This window comes from Flavobacterium frigidum (genome assembly GCF_048286735.1).
Lineage (GTDB): Bacteria > Bacteroidota > Bacteroidia > Flavobacteriales > Flavobacteriaceae > Flavobacterium.
The window spans coordinates 1-20778 of the sequence record NZ_JBLVPU010000011.1 but is presented as its reverse complement, the minus strand read 5'-3'; the positions used below and the strand labels follow the sequence as shown (position 1 = coordinate 20778).

General features: G+C 34.6%; 20 protein-coding genes. 5 read left to right on the top strand and 15 right to left on the bottom strand.

The features are described 5' to 3' along the window. Positions 1 to 19 precede the first annotated feature (19 nt). Positions 20 to 1366 carry a DEAD/DEAH box helicase gene (locus tag ACNQGO_RS08175; RefSeq protein ID WP_417984960.1) on the top strand — a complete coding sequence of 449 codons (1347 nt, stop codon included), beginning with the start codon at positions 20 to 22 and terminating at the stop codon, positions 1364 to 1366. Positions 1367 to 1573: 207 nt separating this feature from the next. On the opposite strand, the gene ACNQGO_RS08170 is transcribed toward ACNQGO_RS08175, so the two are convergent. The 6 genes from ACNQGO_RS08170 to ACNQGO_RS08145 all read right to left on the bottom strand — a co-directional run bounded on the left by ACNQGO_RS08170 (position 1574) and on the right by ACNQGO_RS08145 (position 7019). Beyond that, positions 1574 to 2152, bottom strand: a complete 579-nt coding sequence (locus ACNQGO_RS08170) for a PhnA domain-containing protein (RefSeq protein ID WP_417984959.1) — start codon at positions 2150 to 2152, stop codon at positions 1574 to 1576. 236 nt (positions 2153 to 2388) lie between these two features. Next, positions 2389 to 3888 (bottom strand): nitrilase-related carbon-nitrogen hydrolase, encoded by a 1500-nt coding sequence (locus ACNQGO_RS08165; RefSeq protein WP_417984958.1) that lies wholly within the window; start codon positions 3886 to 3888, stop codon positions 2389 to 2391. 102 nt (positions 3889 to 3990) lie between these two features. Further along, positions 3991 to 4728 (bottom strand): LytTR family transcriptional regulator DNA-binding domain-containing protein, encoded by a 738-nt coding sequence (locus tag ACNQGO_RS08160; RefSeq protein ID WP_417984957.1) that lies wholly within the window; start codon positions 4726 to 4728, stop codon positions 3991 to 3993. 116 nt (positions 4729 to 4844) lie between these two features. Then, on the bottom strand, positions 4845 to 5300 hold the full coding sequence (gene coaD / locus ACNQGO_RS08155) for a pantetheine-phosphate adenylyltransferase (RefSeq protein ID WP_417943812.1): 456 nt from the start codon (positions 5298 to 5300) through the stop codon (positions 4845 to 4847). A 42-nt stretch (positions 5301 to 5342) separates the two neighbouring features. Beyond that, positions 5343 to 6035, bottom strand: a complete 693-nt coding sequence (locus ACNQGO_RS08150; RefSeq protein WP_417984956.1) for a DUF421 domain-containing protein — start codon at positions 6033 to 6035, stop codon at positions 5343 to 5345. Between the two features lie 9 nt (positions 6036 to 6044). Continuing rightward, positions 6045 to 7019 (bottom strand): D-alanine--D-alanine ligase, encoded by a 975-nt coding sequence (locus tag ACNQGO_RS08145; protein ID WP_417984955.1) that lies wholly within the window; start codon positions 7017 to 7019, stop codon positions 6045 to 6047. Between the two features lie 213 nt (positions 7020 to 7232). On the opposite strand from ACNQGO_RS08145, the gene ACNQGO_RS08140 reads away from it, so the two are divergent. Both ACNQGO_RS08140 and ACNQGO_RS08135 read left to right on the top strand, forming a co-directional pair. Further along, positions 7233 to 7856, top strand: coding sequence for a PASTA domain-containing protein (locus ACNQGO_RS08140; RefSeq protein ID WP_417970860.1), 624 nt, complete (start codon positions 7233 to 7235; stop codon positions 7854 to 7856). Further along, the gene (locus tag ACNQGO_RS08135; protein WP_417984954.1) at positions 7846 to 8889 is read left to right on the top strand and encodes an RluA family pseudouridine synthase; all 1044 of its coding nucleotides are present in this window, start codon (positions 7846 to 7848) and stop codon (positions 8887 to 8889) included. Before ACNQGO_RS08140 ends, ACNQGO_RS08135 begins: the two co-directional genes overlap by 11 nt. 192 nt (positions 8890 to 9081) lie before the next feature. On the opposite strand, the gene ACNQGO_RS08130 is transcribed toward ACNQGO_RS08135, so the two are convergent. The 5 genes from ACNQGO_RS08130 to ACNQGO_RS08110 all read right to left on the bottom strand — a co-directional run bounded on the left by ACNQGO_RS08130 (position 9082) and on the right by ACNQGO_RS08110 (position 14793). Next, entirely contained in the window at positions 9082 to 10095 is a 1014-nt protein-coding gene (locus tag ACNQGO_RS08130) for a M28 family peptidase (RefSeq protein ID WP_417984953.1), read from the bottom strand. A gap of 6 nt (positions 10096 to 10101) precedes the next feature. Beyond that, entirely contained in the window at positions 10102 to 11145 is a 1044-nt protein-coding gene (locus tag ACNQGO_RS08125) for a DUF3667 domain-containing protein (protein WP_417984952.1), read from the bottom strand. A gap of 100 nt (positions 11146 to 11245) precedes the next feature. Beyond that, positions 11246 to 12016 carry a dienelactone hydrolase family protein gene (locus ACNQGO_RS08120; RefSeq protein ID WP_417984951.1) on the bottom strand — a complete coding sequence of 257 codons (771 nt, stop codon included), beginning with the start codon at positions 12014 to 12016 and terminating at the stop codon, positions 11246 to 11248. Positions 12017 to 12128: 112 nt separating this feature from the next. Continuing rightward, the gene (locus ACNQGO_RS08115) at positions 12129 to 14324 is read right to left on the bottom strand and encodes a penicillin acylase family protein (RefSeq protein WP_417984950.1); all 2196 of its coding nucleotides are present in this window, start codon (positions 14322 to 14324) and stop codon (positions 12129 to 12131) included. 16 nt (positions 14325 to 14340) lie between these two features. Next, positions 14341 to 14793, bottom strand: a complete 453-nt coding sequence (locus ACNQGO_RS08110) for an Lrp/AsnC family transcriptional regulator (RefSeq protein WP_417984949.1) — start codon at positions 14791 to 14793, stop codon at positions 14341 to 14343. Positions 14794 to 15015: 222 nt separating this feature from the next. Between ACNQGO_RS08110 and rocD the strand changes: the two genes are divergently transcribed. Then, positions 15016 to 16299: an ornithine--oxo-acid transaminase gene (gene rocD / locus ACNQGO_RS08105; protein WP_309755916.1), complete on the top strand. Its 1284-nt coding sequence runs from the start codon at positions 15016 to 15018 to the stop codon at positions 16297 to 16299. An 11-nt stretch (positions 16300 to 16310) separates the two neighbouring features. Further along, the gene (locus ACNQGO_RS08100; protein ID WP_417984948.1) at positions 16311 to 17273 is read left to right on the top strand and encodes an arginase; all 963 of its coding nucleotides are present in this window, start codon (positions 16311 to 16313) and stop codon (positions 17271 to 17273) included. Between the two features lie 173 nt (positions 17274 to 17446). Here the strand turns inward: ACNQGO_RS08100 and arsB are convergent, their stop codons facing one another. From arsB to ACNQGO_RS08080, 4 genes are read right to left on the bottom strand one after another with little or no spacing between them, the layout of a single operon-like run. Then, complete coding sequence (gene arsB / locus ACNQGO_RS08095) at positions 17447 to 18508, bottom strand: ACR3 family arsenite efflux transporter (RefSeq protein WP_417984947.1); 1062 nt, start codon at positions 18506 to 18508, stop codon at positions 17447 to 17449. After that, positions 18508 to 19143, bottom strand: coding sequence for an arsenate-mycothiol transferase ArsC (locus ACNQGO_RS08090; protein WP_417984946.1), 636 nt, complete (start codon positions 19141 to 19143; stop codon positions 18508 to 18510). The genes arsB and ACNQGO_RS08090 overlap by 1 nt, the downstream gene beginning before the upstream one ends. A 15-nt stretch (positions 19144 to 19158) precedes the next feature. After that, positions 19159 to 19629, bottom strand: a complete 471-nt coding sequence (locus tag ACNQGO_RS08085) for a DUF6428 family protein (protein ID WP_417984945.1) — start codon at positions 19627 to 19629, stop codon at positions 19159 to 19161. Positions 19630 to 19648: 19 nt separating this feature from the next. Further along, complete coding sequence (locus ACNQGO_RS08080) at positions 19649 to 19981, bottom strand: ArsR/SmtB family transcription factor (RefSeq protein WP_417984944.1); 333 nt, start codon at positions 19979 to 19981, stop codon at positions 19649 to 19651. Positions 19982 to 20778: the final 797 nt, after the last annotated feature.

Genomic DNA, 20778 nt, shown 5'->3' with positions numbered 1-20778 from the left:
TTTGCACCAAATTGAAAAAATGAATAAGAATCACCATTCCAACAATATACTTTTAAATTTAGGCATCGAAAGCCTGAACGAAATGCAGGAAGTAGCTCAAGATACGATCCTGAACGACAATAATGTTTTATTGCTTTCGCCAACAGGTTCCGGTAAAACCTTGGCTTTTTTGTTGCCCATTTTAGAAATGTTACAACCCGAAATTCAATCGGTTCAATGTTTAATTTTGGTTCCATCACGAGAATTAGGATTGCAGATTGAGCAGGTTTGGAAAAAAATGGGAACAGATTATAAAGTAAATGTGTGTTACGGCGGACATTCTATTGATACTGAAATCAAGAATTTAAGTAATCCACCAGCAGTTTTAATAGGAACTCCGGGTAGAATTGCAGATCATATTGATAGAGGAACTTTTCGTGTGGATAAAATTCAAACTTTAATCTTGGATGAATTTGATAAATCCTTGCAGCTGGGTTTTCATGAGCAAATGTCATTTATCATTGGGAAATTAACTAAGTTAAACAAGCGTGTTTTGGTTTCGGCAACTTCTGATATTGATATTCCAAGATACACAAGAGTCGTGAACCCAACTATTTTGGACTTTATTCCAGAAAACGTAGCAGAAACGAATCTTTCGATGAAAATGGTCGTTTCGAAAGAAAAAGACAAAATAGGAAGTTTATTCAATTTGATTTGTTCGTTGAAATCACAGTCGGCTATTGTTTTTTGCAACCATCGTGATGCTGCAGAACGCATTAGTGATACGTTGAACGAAAAAGGAATTTATGCCACCTATTATCATGGCGGAATGGATCAGGATGAAAGAGAACGCGCGCTAATCCAGTTCAGAAACGGAAGTGTGAGTTATTTAATCACCACCGATTTGGCTGCCCGTGGACTCGATATTCCAGAAATGAATCATGTTATTCATTATCATTTGCCATCTAAAGAAGACGAATTCACCCATAGAAACGGACGTACAGCACGTATGTTAGCTTCAGGAACCGCGTATATTATTGCTCATGAAAGTGAGAAAAAAATGGATTACATTGATTATAGCATAGAAGTTTTGAAAGTGGAAAACTCCACTTCATTACCAAAACCACCTGAATTTCAAACCATTTATATCAGTGGCGGAAAGAAAAATAAATTGAATAAAATTGATATTGTAGGTTTCTTTTCTCAAAAGGGAAAACTAGAAAAAGGCGATTTAGGATTAATCGAAGTGAAAGATTTTATTTCATTTGCTGCCGTAAAATTCAACAAAGTAAAAGATTTATTGCACGCCATTAAAGACGAGAAAATGAAAGGCAAGAAATTCAAAATTGAAGTTGCTCGAAAAGTGATTAAGAAAGAGGAAGAGTAGTGGGTGGTGAGAAGTGAGAAGTGAGTGGTGAATCGCGTATTATGAAAAAAGTACTGATTCCTTTTATAATGTTTATAAAAAAATCGTTAGTAGTAAAGTGTTACTGCTAACGATTTTTTATATCAAAAAATGATTCTTTTGGAGGTAATTGTAAATCTAAACTAGTAGCCATTCACTTCTTACCATTCACTTTTCACTAAAAAAGAATTATATTTTTTTAACGTATTGTGTTATGATAACGATAGTCTGACCATCTACTTTTCCTTCAATATATTCGGCGTTTTCATGGTCTAAACGTATGTTACGGACTGCAGTTCCTTGTTTAGCTACCATGCTGGAACCTTTTACTTTTAAATCTTTGATTAAGACGACTGAGTCACCAGTTGCCAGAATCACCCCATTACTATCACGGTGAATTACTTTTGTTTCGTCTTCTTCGCCTTCGCCAGTTGCTTGTGCCCAAACTAAAGTATCTTCATCTAAATACATTTGGTCCAGTAATTCCTGAGGCCAACCAAAGCCACGCAAACGGCTTAACATTCTCCACGCGACAACTTGTACGGCAGTATGTTCGCTCCACATGCTGTCATTCAAACATCTCCAATGATTTAAATCTATGTTATCTGGATTTTCAATTTGGTCAATACACGTATTGCAAGCCATAATACTTTCGTCAAGTCCGCCTTTTTTGGTAGGTAAAACTTGGTATACTTTTAGGTTTTCTGTTGTACCACAAAGTTCACATTTCGATCCGCTGCGTTTGCTTAATTCTCTTTCTATACTCATTATAGATTGTGTGTTTTTTAGGTTACGAAATTACAGCTTAATAGTAGGTTTTACAAATTTATGTTCTTGGTTGTTATCTACGTTCCCTTGCTACAGAAAGTTTGAGAATAATTTAAGACCAATATTCGGATTTGCCAAAACTCTCAGGCGCAAAAATAACCCTCTATTAAACCCAAATCCCAATTTTTATAGTAAGTGTTGGCAATTGGTTTCTGTAGTTTAAATTTCTAAGTCAATTATTTCATTTTTTCTACAGTCTGCTTTTTTAGTATAATTATTACTATCGTAAATAATAGCAAGCAAAAGACAATAAAAATATCTCCAATAATAGAATATATAGTGGTAACTCCTTTTGTTGGTAATAGTGTAATAAGAACCTTTCCATTATCAGTAAAGTGATCCATTTCACTAATGACTCTTCCAGTATAGTCTGCTCCAACCGATAATCCATTACTCGTTTGTCGGATCAAATTAAATCCTTGTTCTATAGCTCTATACCTTGCCATATCGGTATGTATTGGGTCTATTGCCTTCCAATCATTACTTGGGGCTAATAAAATGTCTGCTCCTTTAGCTTGTTTTAGATATTGTGGAAAATCCAAATCAAAGCAAATTGCAGCAGCAATAGTTCCATAAGGCGTTTTTGTTTTTTGAATTCCAGTACCTTTGACGTTACTCATATCTGCTTCAGCACCAGGAACAGGAATAGCTTTCCAATATTCTATACATTGTTTCCCATTTGGGTCAAATAAAACAAATTTATTCTCATAAGGTCGACCGTTTGTTGCATCTATAACTGCTAATCCTAGGCCTAAATATATTTCATTTTCTTTAGCTATTGAACTTGCAAATTCATACAATTTTTTTTCCTCTTCTTTTAAAATAAAACTATTGCCCTCAGCCCAAAAAACTATTTTAGCACCTGCTTTTGCTTCTTTAATAGTACGAGCAAATAAATTTTGATTTAATTTGGATGCCCTTTTTCTGAACCTTGCTGTATTTTCAATTTCTGCTCCATTTTCTTTCAAGCCAAATACATCATTATCATAAATTCCTAAACCTTCAATAGTTGAAATAGAAGCAATTCTTATTGTTTCAGAATTAGGTTTTTGGAGTAGTAAACGGTAACCACCATACCCCATAGTTATACCAAAAACGATGCTATACGCCAAAACTCCTTTTTTTGTTTTTTGCCAATTGAATTTTTCTTGATAAACCCAATTGCAAACGGAAGCAAACCAACTAATTATAAAGGTTATATAACCCAAACCAAAAACAGAAATAGACTGCAACAGCATAAGTTGTGATTGTTGGGTATAGGCAATATGTCCCCAAGTGCCATATGGGTTAAATCGACGAAAAATATATTCGATAAGAACCCAAGATATTGGAAAGATTAAAGTGTGTAAAAAAATATTTTGCTTTTTTGAAAATAATAAGTCAATAAGATATGGTAAAGCTATAATGAATCCGGATCCAGCTGACATAAGAATGTAAAAATGAAGTGGCAGAGGAACTATTTCATAGAATTGAAACAAAAATGCAATACTTAATAATAACCAAGCATATAGAAATCCACGTGAAGTAGAGAACCTACGAACAGCATAAAGTAGCATAGCCGTTGAAATCCAAGGAGCAAAGAATAGAGTGAACCTCCCGTTTGAAATTAGAAGAAAAGATATTAATGTTATTACGAATAGTATCTTTTTAATTTGAAAGTTTGAATTGTATTGCATTTGTTTTGATTTAAAATTACTTGTCAAAATTAAAATCAAAAACAGGTATATTGAAGGCAATTGAAGGTTTAGGTATAAAATATGCGGTTTTAGGTATGAAAATTACAAGGACAATATATTCTCTTTGTAATTTTTAGAAATTGGGAGCTCAATTTGGGTAAGGGATATGGTATTTTGGTTTTTCCAAGCCTTAAAATGAAATGGATTAATTAAATGTGAACGGTGTACTTGTGTTAAAAAATCAAATTCACTTTGAATTTTTCTAAGGGAAGTACGAACTAATTTGGTTTTGAGTTGGCCATCTTGTATAAAGAAAATTTCAACATAATTTTGGGAATTAGAGATACAAATCAAATCATTTTTTTTAATTTTTAAAATATCCAATTTATTTTCTCCCTTGATAGTTAAAATGTCTTCTTTTATTGGAATTATTTTAATTAAATATCTTCTAGCCAGAATAATTACGGGTGTTAAAATAATGACTATCTTAATAAAAATTATGGAAAAGAACTCAAAAAAGGTATAGCCTTTCATGATAGGGCTTTTATAATAAGCATAGAGACAAATTAAATTAAGTAAATTAAAAAAAATGTGGCTGGTTATTTCAAAATAAATATTCCATTTTGATGTTTTTTGGTAAACTTGTTTTTGAATTAAAGCAAGTAATCCATAACAAAGAAATGTGCTTAGGCTAAATCCAAGACTCATTAAAACCCAAGACTGAAAATTGATAGTACCATCATCAAAAGGTCTTATTACAAAGGCAAAAATGAAAACCCAGAGACTAATAAGAAGACCCACTAGTAAATGATGTTTGATTGACGGGTTTAATTTTTTCATTTAAATAAAATAGACATTTGTTTTTAAAATTCGTTACAGTATTTGGTACCGTTTTAAGTATGGCTGATTATTTTTTTCGTTTGTTACCAATTAATTGGTAAATGGTATTATTTGTGCTATTTCACACGAACAGCATCGGGAACCAGCATTTCATATTCTCCTCCGTTACGAATTACATCTCTCACGATGCTGGAACTGATATACGAGGTTTTTGCGGCTGTCAATAAAAATACAGTTTCTATTTTTGATAAACGACGATTGGTATGGGCGATTGCTTTTTCAAATTCGAAGTCGGCGGGATTGCGAAGACCACGCAAGATAAAGTCTGCTTTCAATTTTTTACACAATTCAGTAGTTAATCCTTCATATGTAATTACCGAAATTTTAGGTTCGTTTTTGAAGGTTTCTTCAATAAAACGCTTTCTATCCTCTAGCGAAAACATGTATTTTTTTTCGGCATTGATTCCAATAGCAATTACGATTTCATCAAATAACGGAATACTTCTTTTGATGATGTCTTCGTGTCCTAAAGTGATTGGATCAAATGAACCCGGGAATATTGCTTTTCTCATTTTATATGGTAATTAAATCGTAATGACTTTCGTTAGATTGAACTAGGTTTTTCGAAGTGTTTTAATTGATTCGACCCATTCAGATTTTGCACAAACGTTGCATAGGGCATTTCCTGGTTTGTGACTTTCTGTATTGCCGCAAAAGGTACAGGAATAAATCCCTTCTGTTGGGATTGTTTTACTTTTTAGCTTAAATAAAAAAGGTAAAATTGGTAAGCCTGGTTGGACTTCATGATCTTCATAATAGAAAACACTGACCTCGCCGCTAGTTTCCATAAAGGCATTTTTCACTTGTCCTAAATGCTCTATTGATTTCATGCGGAGTTCCGAAAAGAATTCATCTTGTGCGAGACTTTCCTTTTTGAAAGTTGCAATAGAAAATTTTCCCTCGTTGATAATACATTCGGTTTTTCCTTCTATAAACTCTTCAAATCGTTTACTTTTTCCGGTGAGCCAAGTGACTAATCGGTACAAAAGTATGATAACTAGAAATACGGTTATAGGAGGGATGATACCAACTTCTTCATAAAACATGGGATCTCCGGCTGCAGATCCTAAAGCAATAATGATAACTGTTTCAAAAACAGATAATTGCTTCACGCCACGTTTTCCAGCTACTTTTAATGTCAGCAATAAAACGGTAAACATTATGGTAGAACGGAAAATGACTTCTAAAAGAAAGGATTCTGGTAAGTCATTATATAATAATCGGTTCCATTCAAAGATTTCTGTCATAATAGAAAGTTAGTTATTAAATGCCAATTCGATCGCATTTGTAAACAAATCCTCGAGAGAAATTCCAGCCGCTTTGGCTTGTTGCGGAATCAAACTTTCTGTTGTTAATCCTGGGATAGTGTTCATTTCTAACATGTGTGGTTCTCCGTTTACCAATATAAATTCGCTTCTGGAGAAACCTTTCATCTTGAGTACATCGTAAGCGCGTTTGGCTATATCACTTACTTTTTGAGTCATTTCATCAGAGATTCTAGCCGGTGTGATTTCTTGTGATTTACCTAAATACTTTGCTTCATAATCGAAGAAATCATTGTCCGAAACGATTTCGGTTATTGGTAAAACGGTTACTTTTCCTTTGTAATTAATGACACCTACTGAAACTTCGGTTCCGTCCAGGAAACTTTCTATGATGATTTCATTGTCTTCTTTGTAAGCGACTTCTATCGCGATTGGCAATTCGGCAACAGTTTTTACTTTTGAAATTCCGAAACTAGAACCGGCTTTATTGGGTTTTACAAAACAAGGCAAACCAACTTTAGCGACAATTTCGTCTGTATTGATGGTGTCGCCTTTGTTTAAGTAATAAGATGTTGCGGTTTTTATTCCGTATGGTTTTAAAACAGATAACAAATCACGTTTGTTGAACGTTAATGCGGCTTGGTAATAATCGCAGGTTGTTTGCGGAATATGCAATAATTCGAAATACGCTTGCATCAATCCGTCTTCTCCTGGTGTTCCGTGAATGGCATTGAAAATACAGTCGAAGGTGATTTTGCTACCATTAACGGTTACAGAAAAATCATTTTTATCGATGGGGAATTCATCGTCATTAGCATCAACATAGACCCATTTTTCTTTAAAAATATGAATTCGGAATCCGTTGTATTTTGTTTTGTCCAGAAATTGATAGACGACGTTTCCGCTGATGAGTGAAATTTTATACTCGCTGGAATATCCGCCCATGATGATGGCTATATTTTTCATTTTTATAGGATAAGTGTTGTGAAAACGATTTGTTTTTAGCCCCGATAGCAGCGATATCCTTTGTTTTTTTTCTTTAAAAAAGCAAAGATATAAGCGAATAGCGGGAAATAGCTCCTGAAAATCATCAGTACTAATCCTAAAAACGATTAAACAAAATTATCATTTTTTTTGAAACGAAATAGCTTTATCTTTGCCACATATAAAAATAAATTTATGAGTTTACGTAAGTACCTAACTAGTCGTGTTTTTCTTATACAAATGTTAATTGCAATAGCCATCATTGCGGCTTTGGGGTATTTGTTTATGCATTGGCTGACGTTTACAACGGATCATGGTCACGAAATTGCGGTTCCAAACTTAAGTAAATTGACTGAAGAGCAAGTGGAGGAAAAGCTAGATGAAATGGATTTAGATTATGTCCTTTTGGATAGTGTGGATTATAGAAGCGATTTTCCGCAGTATAGTGTTGTGGAACAAGATCCGTCACCAGGGACTATGGTTAAAGTGGGTCGAAAAATATACATTAAAATTAATACATCAGGATTTTCATCTGTACGGATTCCTGATTTAATCGAGAAAACGTATCGTGAAGCGGTACCTACCTTAAAAGCGTTGGGACTTGAGGAAGGCACGATTACATATGTTCCTAACTTAGGAAAGGACATGGTTCTGGAGATGCGTTTTAAAGGAAGAAATCTAAAAGTAGGAGATCGTGTTTTGAAATCATCTAAAATTGATTTGGTTTTAGGCGATGGAAAAATGAGTTATGAAGAAGAAGAAACTGCAGCAGATACTCTGGCTGCTCCAATAGAAGAAACACCAGTTGATGAACAATAATATAGATACAATAGATTTAGAAGACGAGTTATTTGAACATTTTAGATTTGAAGTTCCCAAAGGCCAAGCATCCTTGCGAATTGATAAATACTTGATGAGCCTGATACAAAATGCGACTCGCAATAAAATACAAACTGCAGCAACCGAAGGAAATATTTTTGTAAACGATGCTACGGTAAAATCGAATTACAAGGTAAAAGCCAATGATGTGGTTCGCGTAATGCTTACCCATCCTCCATACGAAAACCATATTATTCCGGAGAATATTCCGCTTGATATTGTGTATGAAGATGAAACCCTATTATTGATTAACAAATTACCAGGAATGGTGGTGCATCCTGGTCACGGGAATTATACTGGAACCTTGGTACATGCATTGGCCTATCATTTTGATAATTTGCCAATGAACAGCAGCGAACGTCCTGGGTTAGTTCATAGAATTGATAAGGATACTTCGGGTTTATTAGTGATCGCTAAAACCGAAGAAGCGATGACACATCTAGCTAAGCAATTTGAAGCCAAAACTTCGGAAAGAGAATATGTAGCTTTGGTTTGGGGAAATGTAGTTGAGGATAAAGGAACTATTGAAGGCAACTTAGCAAGACACTTGAAAGATCGCATGCAAATGGCGGTTTTTGCTGACCCTGAAATAGGCAAACCAGCAATAACGCATTATAAAGTTTTAGAGCGTTTTGGGTATGTAACGTTGATTTCGTGCCAACTAGAAACCGGTAGAACACACCAGATTCGTGCGCACTTAAAACACATAGGACATCCATTATTTAATGACGAGCGTTATGGCGGTCATTTGATTTTGAAAGGAACTACGTTTACCAAATACAAGCAGTTTATAGACAATTGTTTTAAAGCGCTACCAAGACAAGCTTTACATGCTAAAACTTTAGGTTTTGTTCATCCTACAACTGGTGAACTGATGCGTTTTGATACAGAACTTCCGCAGGATTTACAGGATTGTATCGAGAAATGGCGAGGCTATTCAAAATCCTATGGTACAGACGAAGTAGAAGAATAAAATATGAGAAGCCCCGTATTGGGGTTTTTTTGTGGATTTAATCGTGGTACATTATATTTTGAAACTATTATTATAGGCTCGCAATAGTTTTTCAAAAAGAAGTCTCAAATTCTCTCGATTTTATTGGGAGAATTTGAGACTTCTTAGCTTAAATACATCTCTATTGAAAGTTAGGAAATGCTTTTGTATGTATTATTTTTTATCTACAAAAGGTCTGTTTTCTCGATTGGCCAGTTCCCAAGCAGTTACAAATGCAAATTGTGTTCTTTTAGCCAAAGCATCATACTCTATTTTGTCTGGACTGTCCGTAGGTTTATGGTAATCAGCATGAACGCCATTAAAAAGAAAAACAGATGGTATTCCTAATTTAGCAAAGTTATAATGATCAGAACGCTCATAGAAATGGTTTGGATCTTTAGGATCATTGAACCTGTAATCTAAATCTAGTTTAGTGTAAGTGGCGTTTGCAGTAGTGCAAATAGCATCTAAATCTGTTGATAGACGGTCTGCGCCAATTACATAAACGTAGTTGTTACTTCCAGCATGTGCTTCATCACGGCGGCCTATCATATCGATATTAATATCAGTTATAGTATTGGCAATGGGAAACAGTGGATTTTCAGAATAATAACGAGAACCATGTAAGCCGTGTTCTTCGCCAGTAACATGAAGAAAAAGGATAGATCTTTTAGGACCATTTCCTGCTTTTTTCGCCATTTGGAATGCTTGTGCAATTTCTAATAATGCCACTGTTCCAGAACCATCATCATCTGCACCATTATAAATTTCTCCATTACGTGCTCCCACGTGATCGTAGTGCGCAGAAATTACCAATATTTCATTTGGTTTTTCTGAACCTTCGATAAAGGCCCAAATATTTTCAGAATCGGGCAGGTTTTCATTGTACTTGGCATTTAGGAATGCAGCTGGAATTTTTTGATAATAGTCAGCGGCAATAGTAGGATAGGGAATGCCGTTTTTCTTGTATTGATCAATAAGGTAAACACCTGCTTTTTTTTGTCCTGCTGAACCGGTCTCGCGACCTTCCATCTCGTCTGCAGCTACAATATACAAGTGAGTTTTTAGTTCCTCTGCGGTAATGGTATTCATGTATTTTGTAGGTTCAGTAACTGCGGTACTGATTTTTTGTGAGGTACAGCTACTTGTTATAACGACGAGTAAACCTAGTAAAGAAAATTTTTTCATAATTTTTTAATGTAAATTGATAAATGTATAAAGAGCAAAAAGTGATAATATAATAGAGACTAGTATAAAATTGATAAAAAATAGCAGGCTGCATTTTATAAAGGAGATAAAGCGAGTTTCCCCATAAAAACGACGGTGAGCTGGATAGAAATAATAAAACATCCATCCAACACCAATAAAATTAATTAGTAACTGTATGAAAGAAACGAGACTCGATTCTGAAAATGGCGTCAATCCTTTGTTTATCAGGAACAGCAACAAAAAGAGTAATAACAAAAAGGAAAAGTAATGTAAGGTGAAAATACCATGATCAAAGTAATACCAGCGTTTCTTATTGTGGAATAGCCAGAGGAAAAAAGCAAAAATAGGCATGAATACAAAAAGGACTTTTGAGAAATTATGGATGAATGATTCTGTGAATTTTTTAAATAGGTCTCCTTTTGGGTTGTTGTCTATTACAATTTGGACTTTCCTGTTGGCCCAATAACTAAAATTGGATAATTTTTCTGACTCAGGTGCGTGTTTTTGTATCGAATCTAATTCTCGAACTGATTTATAGCTAAAATATTCCTCGTCAACAACCGCAATATTGTTTTTAATGGAATCTTTGTCTTCTTTTGAATCAGTTTGGTTCTTTTTAAACGAATCATTTTTGGTTATGGTATTCTGAAACGATTTGTTTTTGGTGGTAATAGTGGATTTCTTTTTGATAGTTTTTTCTGAAGAATTGATTTCACCAGGGAAAATGGCAATCAATAGAAAAGTGATAAAACTAATAAAAATATAAAGCCGAACCGGAGCTAAATAAGACAATCTTTTTCCGGAGAGGTATTCCTTGGTAAGTGCAGCGGGCTTGAATAAAAGATTTTTTATAGTACGCCAAAAAGCATTTTCATAATGTGTTAAATCCTCAAAAAAATGAATAAAAAGGTGATGAAACGTTTTTCGGGTATCAGTATTTTCTTGTCCACAATTAGGACAGAATCTATTTTCGACCACATACCTGCAATTGAGACATGTTTTGTCGTTTCTCATTTTACTTTTAGACATAAAAAAAACAGTATAAATTCTAAATTTTTGTTGAATTGTAAGGTATAAAACTAACAAAAAAACGGAACTTATACTGTTTTATTAAAATATTTTTGATGTATTATTTTAACACATCTTTCAAGAAAGAATTCATCCGCTCCCAAGAACGCTTGTCTGCTTTTGCATTGTAAGCTGCTCCTTTAGAGTTGTCATTTCCAGCTTCAGGATCTGTAAAAGCGTGAACTGAATCTGAGTAATAAATCATTTCCCAATCTGCTTTGGTATCTCTCATTTCTTGCTGAAATGCTGTTACTTCAACCGCAGGAACATATAAATCATCTGCACCGTGAAGAACTAAAACTCTAGTTTTTATTGCGTTGTTTGCTCTAGCAGCATCTCGGCCTAAACCACCGTGAAAAGAAACTACTCCTTGAACTTTCATACTGGCTCTTGCTGCTTCTAGAACTCCAGTTCCTCCAAAACAGTACCCTATAACTACAATATTACTTGGGTTGGCTCCTGCTTTTACCAATTGATCTAATGCTAATTGAATACGTCGTTGATAATCGGCTACATTACTTTTATAATACCCAGATAGTTTTCCTGCTTCTTGCGTATTTGATGGATAGTTTCCTTCGCCATAAATATCAGCTATGAAAGCATGATACCCCATTTTTGAAAGCTTTTCAGCTGATTGTTTGGCGTGGGTGTCAATTCCTTTCCAGGCAGGAAGGATGAGAATTCCAGCTTTAGTTTTACTTGCTTTTTTGGGAGCAATTGCCAATCCATTTAATTTTTGATAGCCATCAGTGTATTGCACTGGTTTTAACTGTGCATTAACACTAGTAGAGAAGAATGCTATTCCTAGAAATGTAAATAGTATATTTTTCATATTTGTTTGTTTTAATTTTACAAATGTCTCATTAATTATGTCACATGAGAAATAATATGATTTTTTTAGTTTATGGCTGTATATTTAATTCTTATGCTGGGAATTTAATGTTTTATTCTCCAGGATGGTAGATTTTTTCTGCATGCTTCAGTACATCTTCTTTGTAAAATAACACGTCTTTGAATTGACCTTTTTGATATATTTCGGCTTGATCATAAAAATGTTTCGACTGTGTATTACCACTATTTCCCCCTGCAAGTAGTGATTTTGCTTTTATTTTTGGCCCAAATTCAACTGCGCAAACAAAGCTATTTCCATTGCTACCATAGCGTTTTTTACTACCGTTTTGATAATTGCTTTTGTAAGCGGGTAAACTACCCCAGAGCGCCGGTCCAAATGCAATAGCTAAACTTTCTGCGGCATCATTATATTGTAGGTTGATTTCTCCATTCGGTCTTTGAAAACGATTAATTGTTCCCCATTGAATTTCCCAAGTACCAAATTTAAGTTTCAATTCGGAAATCACGCGTTGTAATTGTGGAATTAATTGATCTGGTGTTGCAGTTTTAGCAAATTGTATCGTATTTTCTACCTGATCCATCTCGCCTTGGTTAATGTACACTTTCTGAATAATGGGATCCAGTTGATATGCCCATTCCACAGCAAGTGTTGTCGCTATCGAATTTTCTCGGGCATAATAATCCCAATTTTTCAAAACAGTTATTGGTGCTATCAATTCAGCATATAATGAATTGTCAGTTTTGATATTTTCTTCGAAATTCGTTATCAAAGCTGGAATTAAATATTCAAACGCGGTTAATTTGGTATCATAACCATCGGCTATTAATTTGTCGAGTGTGTAGTTATCGCCTTTACTTAGTAGGCGTATAGCATTGAGTCCTCTAAAACTTTCGCCATCAGGAGCCATATATGGCGGGTAGTTTTCTTCTTTTGGACTATTGACACCAGCTACAGAATACGGTGTTGAGTTGCAATTTTGTAACCAGCCGTTTTCAGGATTATAGGAATGAACCGTTTCTAAAACGTCGTGTAATCCCATCCACTGTGTAGTGGCGGTTGTGCCATCCATTACTTTAGACCAATTCAATTTTTTGTCTCTTATTGGAATAAAATTTCCGTGCCAGTATGCAATATTTCCTTCTTTGTCCGCATATACAGTATTGTTTGAGGTGTTGGCCTTTAGATCCACTGCTTTTTTATAATCTTCAAAACTTTTCGATTTGGTACGCATCCAACTTTGTTCTAAGCTTTTCATTGAGCGATTGTTGGATTTTAAAGCGATCCATTTTCCGTCTCTTTTTGCCATTATAGGACCATGATTGGTGTAATAAGTGGTAAAGGTTTTGGGTATCAGTTTGCCGTTTTCTAGATAGTTTAGAGTTATTTTCTTCTCGATAAGAGGAAGCAGATTTTTTTCGTATTCATAAAATAATTTGTTGTTTTTAGCTACAATTTTCTCTGCATACATATCGGCAACATCTACATTAGAGGAAGTGTGCATCCAGCCACAATTTTCATTAAACCCTTGGTAGATAAAAAATTGTCCCCAAGTTACGGCTCCGTATGCATTCAAACCTTCACTACTAGTTACTTGAATTTCAGGTCTGAAATAAAACGTAGTATGCGGATTAATGTATAACATGGCATTGCCCGAAGCTGTTTTTGATGGAGCAATAGCAAATCCGTTAGAGCCAGTTTGTACGTCTTTCTCCCGTTCTATGTAAGCTACCTTCTCCGTATTTCCAGAGTAAAATGCTTTGAGTTCACCGGTAGAAAGATCTGCAGTGCTTATGGCTCCAATACTTCCATCAGTCCAAAGCAAAGGAAACCACGGTTCAAAATGGGTTAATAAAGCGGGCTTAACTTCGGGGTGTTTGTACAAGTAATAATTGATGCCATCTGCATAACTGTTTAATAATCTTTTCAACCACGGCGCTGCTTTTTTATAATCAGCTTTGGTGTCTTCGATATCTATCAAGAGTTTGATTTCTAGATCATTGTACAAAACAGATTGCCCTTTGATTTCAGCCATTCGACCTAATTTTTCAATATAATTGAGTTCTACTCGTTTAAAATCATCTTCACATTGCGCATATAACATCCCAAAAACGGCATCCGCATCCGTTTTGCCATATACATGTGCAATTCCCCAGTTGTCTCTTGTTATGGTTACTTGTTGGGCAAGTTTTTGTAGCCTTGCTATTTCAGCAGTAGTAATTTTTTGAGCAAATAGGGGGAAACTAATACTGAAAACGATTAATATTAAATAACTTTTAAGATGTTTCATTAGGTAGTAAATTATGTTAAAGACTCACATTTCTTTTAAAGGCACACCCCAATTCAATAATCGAATCAGTTTTGGCAATACCGGGAATAGTATCAATTTTTTCATAAAGCACTTTTCGCATGTGTTCATGATCTTTAGCAATGATTTTTATGTAAAGTGTAAATGATCCAGTGATGTAGTAGCACTCTGTTATCTCAGTAATTTTTTTAAGTTCCTCAATAATGCGATCCGAATCTTGGTCTTTATTTAAGGTAATTCCTGTAAAAGATCCCCAATCATAACCAACTTTTTTTTCATTAATAACAGGTTTTATTCCAGTAAGAATTCCTTGTTCAATAAGTCTGTTGATGCGTTGATGCACCATGGTATTCGAAATTTTAAGGTTCGTAGCTATAGCTGAATACGCCATTCTTCCATCTTTTTCTAGTTCTTTAATAATATTGATATCGAATTCGTCTATTATGTTCATGAGGGTGCAATTATAAATGATATTTGTGTTTTTTTAAAGTGTAATTCTCTTGTTTTTGAACGAGTTTTAATTAGACTTAAAAATTAGAAATGACTTAATTTTAGTCTAAATTAATTAAATATTTTTAATTAAGCCTATTTATAAAGTCAAAAAATTTATTTTTATTGTTAAATTAAAAAAAAAATCTAATTTTGTATTCTAAAGCTTTTAAATATAAAAATCATGACACATACAGAACAAAACCTTTCATTAAAATCTGAAGCGCTGATTGCTAAAGAGAGTCAACATGGAGCACATAATTATCATCCTTTACCAGTCGTTTTAGAAAGAGGCGAAGGCGTTCATGTTTGGGATGTAGACGGAAAAAAATATTATGATTTCCTTTCTGCTTATTCTGCTGTCAATCAAGGGCATTGCCACCCGAAGATTGTAAGTGCCATGATCAAACAAGCACAAACACTTACCTTAACATCACGTGCTTTTTACAACGATCAGTTAGGACCTTTTGAAGAATATATAACCAAGTATTTTGGGTTTGATAAAGTTTTACCAATGAATACTGGTGCAGAAGCAGTTGAAACTGCTTTAAAATTATGTAGAAAATGGGCGTATGAAGTTAAAGGAATTCCGGAGAATCAAGCTCAAATAATTGTTTGTGAAAATAATTTCCACGGAAGAACTACTACTATTGTCTCTTTTTCAAATGATGAAAATGCACGAAAAAGCTTTGGACCATTTACAGCTGGTTTTATTAAAATTCCTTATGATGATACAGATGCTTTAGAGACAGCATTAAAATCAACCACGAATATTGCTGGGTTCTTAGTTGAACCTATTCAAGGAGAGGCGGGAGTTTATGTTCCAAGTGAAGGTTATTTGGCCAAAGCCAAAGCACTTTGCGAAGCGCACAATGTACTATTTATTGCAGATGAAGTGCAAACAGGAATTGCGCGTACCGGGCGATTATTAGCTACTTGTGGCAATTGTAATTGTAAAAAGGGATGCGAAAATACGCCAGAAGTGAAACCAGATATTTTAATTCTAGGGAAAGCAATTTCTGGTGGAGTTTATCCTGTTTCAGCAGTTTTAGCAAACAATCACATCATGAACGTGATTCAACCTGGACAGCATGGTTCTACTTTTGGAGGAAATCCAATTGCAGCAGCTGTAGCTATTGCCGCACTTGATGTAGTGAATGAAGAGAATTTAGCACAAAACGCAGCACATTTAGGAGAAATTCTACGAGCGGGATTGAACGAAATAGCCGCTAGAAATCCAATAATTACCTTGGTCAGAGGAAAAGGACTTTTGAATGCAATCGTGGTGAATTGCGATGAAGAGTCTGATTTGGCTTGGAATATTTGTATGAAATTTAGAGATTATGGGTTATTGGCAAAGCCAACGCACGGTAACAAAATTCGATTTGCACCGCCATTGGTTATCACCGAATCACAAATTCAGGAATGTTTGGCTATTATCGAAAGAGCTTTAAACGATTTTAGATAAGATATAAAACCATGGGAAAAACGATAAAATTAATAAAGAATAGGTCGGACATTGGTGCTGGTACTCGGGGATCCGACTTAGGGATTGATGCAATTGAAATTGCTGCAATTAATAAAAACAGTGACTTTTTCAATCAATTTGAGTTTGAAGATGTCAAAACACATAACGAATCTATTTACGACAAAAACCGTAGTTCATCAGCAAAAAGGATTGAGCACGTTGTAGAGCAGTGCACCCGAGTGTGCTATGCAGTAAAGAAAAATCTTGACGGCAAGTATTTTCCTATTGTGTTATCAGGAGATCATTCCTCAGCATTAGGTACTTTGAGCGGTATTAAAGCCGCGTACCCAGAGCAAAATATAGGCGTTTTTTGGATCGATGCACACGCTGATTTGCATTCGCCGTATACATCACCATCGGGAAATATTCACGGAATGCCATTATCTGCTGCTCTTGCTGATGATAATTTAAGTTGTCAGAATAATGAGGTACCAGCCGAAACGCAAGTTCATTGGGAGCAAATGAAAAATTTAGGCTACAATGGACCTAAAGTTTTAGCTGAAAATCTAATTTATTTTGGTGTTCGTGACACGGAAGAAGAAGAGGATAAGCAAATTGAAATACTAAATATTAAAAACTACAAGGTTGATGAAGTGCGATATAGAGGTTTAGAAACCTGCGTAGCTGAAGCTTTATCAAAAGTAGCGCATTGCGAAGTATTGTATATTTCTTTTGACGTGGATTCTATGGATTGTGATATGATTTCATACGGAACCGGAACGCCCGTGCCTAAAGGCTTTGATCAGTATGAAATTATAGCGATTATCAATCAGATTATTGAAACCAAAAAAGTGGTTTGTATCGAATTCGTGGAGGTAAATCCTTTGTTGGATACCAAAGGAAATAAGATGGCAGAAACTGCATTTGAAGTATTAGAAGCTATAACATCAACGCTGTTGCTACATACAGAATAATTAATATTTCAATAAAAAACAAAAATCCCGAAATCAAAAATGTAGATTTCGGGATTTTTTATAAAATTATTTTAACGTAAATATTTTATAATAATTAGGCAGTCTTCATTGAAATATTTGATAAATATCATTTTTTTAGACTTTCACAATACTCACTAATTCTTACTGATCAACTAATTTTTTAGTGTAGGTACTATTTTACTATAGTATTTTTTCCTTAGCCAAAAAGAAACATTCACTAAAATAATCAAAGCTGGAACTTCAACTAATGGGCCAATAACTCCTGCAAATGCTTGTCCGCTATTGATTCCGAAAACGCCTATTGAAACAGCAATTGCCAATTCAAAATTATTCCCTGATGCGGTGAAGGAAAGCGCAACGGCATCTCTATAATTAGCTCCGATTTTTTTGGAAACAAAAAACATCAGAAAAAACATAATGGTGAAGAAAATTACTAACGGAATAGCGATTCGAATCACATCCAATGGCAAGTCAACAATCATTTCCCCCTTTAAACTAAACATGATTACGATCGTAAAAAGCAGAGCTAATAAAGTAATAGGAGAAACAAAAGGAATAAATTTTTGATTGAACCATTTGTCACCAATGAATTTTTTGATAGCATAACGGCTAATTACCGCTAATGCAAATGGAATTCCTAAATAAATACCAACTGTTGTTGCGATTTGAACAACGGTTATATTCAATTCTAATCCTTTTATTCCAAATAATGGCAGCATGATTTCCAAATAAAAATAAGCATACAAACTAAAAAAAAATACCTGAAGCAAACTATTAATTCCGATTAATCCCGCCGTTAATTCCCTATTTCCCTCTGCCAGTTCATTCCAGACAATAACCATTGCAATACAAGGCGCGATACCAATTATGATTAAACCGGTCATGTATTCTGGATAATCTTTCAAAAAGAATGTCGCCAGTGAAAACATTAAAAACGGACCAATAATCCAAGTAATAAAAAATGAAGCAGTGAGTAATTTAGGCTTTTCAAACATTAAAGGTATTTTCGAAAAATCAATTTTAGTCAAAGGCGGGTACATCATCAATATTAATCCAATTGCAAGGGGAACATTGGTGGTTCCGCTAGAAAAGGAGTTGATGAAACCACTGCTGGATGGAATAAAGTAACCAATGGAAACACCCATAGCCATTGCCAAAAATATCCAAATTGTTAGATAACTGTCAAGAAAATTCAATCTTTTTTTAGAAGCCATTATTCTGATTTTATTTGGGAGAATACATATAACATTTCGGTTGCAATTTGTAAACTGCGTTCTTGATATTTCTCAGCTTGTTGAGGTGTGTTGTCAAATGCTTTCGGATCTTCATATGTAATTGGAATACGCTTGTCAGCGCCTGCAATAAAAGGACAGCCGCCATCCGCTTGAGAACACGTCATAATCGCCGCAAATTCACTTTTCGGATTAAATTCGTCGTCGTATTTTTTAGAAAATCCGATAACAGGATGTGTATTCTCGGCATATTTAATCGAATAAATAGGATTGTTTCCTGCTGCAATGACTCTAATTTTAAAGCCAGATTGCTCCAATGTTTGTGCTGCCATAGGATATAAAGCAGTTGCTTCGGTACCACCAGAATAGCAAAATACATTTTTTATGTTGTAATATGCCGCTGCCGTTTGCGCCCAAACTTGTGATAGATGACTTCTTCGAGAATTATGAGTGCAAATTAAGTTGAGCCTAATATCTTCTTGATTGTAAACTTTGTTTTGAATGAAATCAACTAGTGGTTGCAAAATACTCTTTCGTTCCCCTGTTATGGTTTCAAATTGTAAGCTCTGAATTATTTTTTCTATTTCTGGAAATAGAATGCTTTTGGTCTGTTTCATAATACAGTTTTAAAATTAACAACAGCCACCACCAGGAACGCAAGTATTGGTTTGGCTGGAAATTTCGGATAATTTCACTTTCTCTTTTTCTGTTGGAATGCCACATTGGTCCTGAGCTAAGCAGGCAGTTTGTTTATTTATTAAAGTAAATGTTGTTCCTTCGAAACCCAAGTCATACTTGCCAATTGTTTCAGCTTGGTATTCTACCTCAATTTCGAAATCGGCTATTCCTAATATTTTTTCTGAAAGTGCTATGATATCTAGAAGTTTTTTTGGTTTTAAACGGTGTTCAAAATCATTAGCATTCCATAATTGAAAGTTCACCACAGTTTCATTCCTTACTTTACCACCACAATCAATAAAGTTTTTAGTAACCAATCCCACTTCAGTTACGTGAAAATGTTCTGGAACAAAACTTCCGTTTGGTAGCATAAAATTTACATTTTCTAAATTGGTCAATTGTTCTTTAATTTCTGATATTCTCATGATTTTTATGATTTAAAAATTAGCAACATTTATTTTTTTTATTATCTAAAAATACATCAATGTCTTTAAAAAAAGTTTTTAGGGTTTCAAATCCGTCTTCATTAAGACAATAACAAATCGCATTACCTTCAAAATTCCCTTTAATGAGACCAGCATTCTTTAACTCCTTCAAATGTTGGGAAATAGTTGGTTGGGCAAGGGGTAGTTCATTAACAATATCGCCGCATACACAACTATTCACTTTGATGAGATGTTGAATAATAGCAATTCGAGCAGGATGTCCTAATGCCTTAGCTAAAGTTGCCAATTGATTTTGCTCTTCTGTAAAGCATTCTGTTTTTGTAATTCCCATCTGTATATAACTATATTGCAATATTACGATATTGTCTTTAAATAACCAAATGCAGAAATTCTAATTTTAATAACAATGACTTGAATAGTTACAAAGTCAATAATCGCAATAAACAAAAGCATAATCCCCTCCTATATAATAACAAAAATATCGCCTGTAAGCGCGATACGTTTCGATTAATTTTTTTTGGCGTTCCTCCTTATATATAGAAAGGCGATTATCGAAAAGGATAATCGCCTTTGTACATATAAGGAGTCGGGCTCTTCGCTACAAGTCCTCGTTAAGTTCCGTTACACTTCACTTACCTGTGGGCTATTCGCTGCTATCCCTAACGCGAGCCCAGAATAATTAAGACAAACAGTCCAATCCAGCGGATAAGAACTAACGCCAACCCAAAATCAGTTACCTTATATATAGGAGAAAATGAAAAAGCGATTAGTATACAAGGAAAAGTATAAAAGCATTTTATGGATCTAGCGTAGTTTTTGGTTAGAATACTGTTAAGGCAGTCTATTTTGAGAGATTCAGACAAGGAGAAGAGCTGTTCAAACATAAACAAAGAACGAATTTCGAAAGATTTAAGAAATACAGCCAGGTAAGATACGCATACGTTTAGGTATACAAAGCCTATTATATTATCCATTTTGTTACCTTCTGCTTTGGAGCGTGGTGGTGAGCGAAAAAAAAATTACTTACAAAATTCACGTTTCCAGCGATTTAAAACATAAGTTAAGAAAAAGGCAAAAAAAAGTAAATAAAAAGCTTGTAGAAGTGAATAAAGGTGGTACTTTTGCACC

Excerpts from the sequence above, each read along its gene's own strand:
- ACNQGO_RS08175 (WP_417984960.1), top strand. The coding sequence starts at position 20 with ATGAATAAGAATCACCATTCCAACAATATACTTTTAAATTTAGGCATC.
- ACNQGO_RS08165 (WP_417984958.1), bottom strand. The coding sequence starts at position 3,888 with ATGCAATACAATTCAAACTTTCAAATTAAAAAGATACTATTCGTAATA.
- ACNQGO_RS08160 (WP_417984957.1), bottom strand. The coding sequence starts at position 4,728 with ATGAAAAAATTAAACCCGTCAATCAAACATCATTTACTAGTGGGTCTT.
- ACNQGO_RS08120 (WP_417984951.1), bottom strand. The coding sequence starts at position 12,016 with ATGAAAAATATACTATTTACATTTCTAGGAATAGCATTCTTCTCTACT.
- ACNQGO_RS08110 (WP_417984949.1), bottom strand. The coding sequence starts at position 14,793 with ATGAACATAATAGACGAATTCGATATCAATATTATTAAAGAACTAGAA.
- ACNQGO_RS08130 (WP_417984953.1), bottom strand. The coding sequence starts at position 10,095 with ATGAAAAAATTTTCTTTACTAGGTTTACTCGTCGTTATAACAAGTAGC.
- ACNQGO_RS08140 (WP_417970860.1), top strand. The coding sequence starts at position 7,233 with ATGAGTTTACGTAAGTACCTAACTAGTCGTGTTTTTCTTATACAAATG.
- coaD (WP_417943812.1), bottom strand. The coding sequence starts at position 5,300 with ATGAGAAAAGCAATATTCCCGGGTTCATTTGATCCAATCACTTTAGGA.
- ACNQGO_RS08080 (WP_417984944.1), bottom strand. The coding sequence starts at position 19,981 with ATGGGAATTACAAAAACAGAATGCTTTACAGAAGAGCAAAATCAATTG.
- ACNQGO_RS08125 (WP_417984952.1), bottom strand. The coding sequence starts at position 11,145 with ATGTCTAAAAGTAAAATGAGAAACGACAAAACATGTCTCAATTGCAGG.
- rocD (WP_309755916.1), top strand. The coding sequence starts at position 15,016 with ATGACACATACAGAACAAAACCTTTCATTAAAATCTGAAGCGCTGATT.
- ACNQGO_RS08115 (WP_417984950.1), bottom strand. The coding sequence starts at position 14,324 with ATGAAACATCTTAAAAGTTATTTAATATTAATCGTTTTCAGTATTAGT.
- ACNQGO_RS08135 (WP_417984954.1), top strand. The coding sequence starts at position 7,846 with ATGAACAATAATATAGATACAATAGATTTAGAAGACGAGTTATTTGAA.
- ACNQGO_RS08170 (WP_417984959.1), bottom strand. The coding sequence starts at position 2,152 with ATGAGTATAGAAAGAGAATTAAGCAAACGCAGCGGATCGAAATGTGAA.
- ACNQGO_RS08090 (WP_417984946.1), bottom strand. The coding sequence starts at position 19,143 with ATGAAACAGACCAAAAGCATTCTATTTCCAGAAATAGAAAAAATAATT.
- ACNQGO_RS08150 (WP_417984956.1), bottom strand. The coding sequence starts at position 6,035 with ATGACAGAAATCTTTGAATGGAACCGATTATTATATAATGACTTACCA.
- ACNQGO_RS08085 (WP_417984945.1), bottom strand. The coding sequence starts at position 19,629 with ATGAGAATATCAGAAATTAAAGAACAATTGACCAATTTAGAAAATGTA.
- ACNQGO_RS08145 (WP_417984955.1), bottom strand. The coding sequence starts at position 7,019 with ATGAAAAATATAGCCATCATCATGGGCGGATATTCCAGCGAGTATAAA.
- arsB (WP_417984947.1), bottom strand. The coding sequence starts at position 18,508 with ATGGCTTCTAAAAAAAGATTGAATTTTCTTGACAGTTATCTAACAATT.
- ACNQGO_RS08100 (WP_417984948.1), top strand. The coding sequence starts at position 16,311 with ATGGGAAAAACGATAAAATTAATAAAGAATAGGTCGGACATTGGTGCT.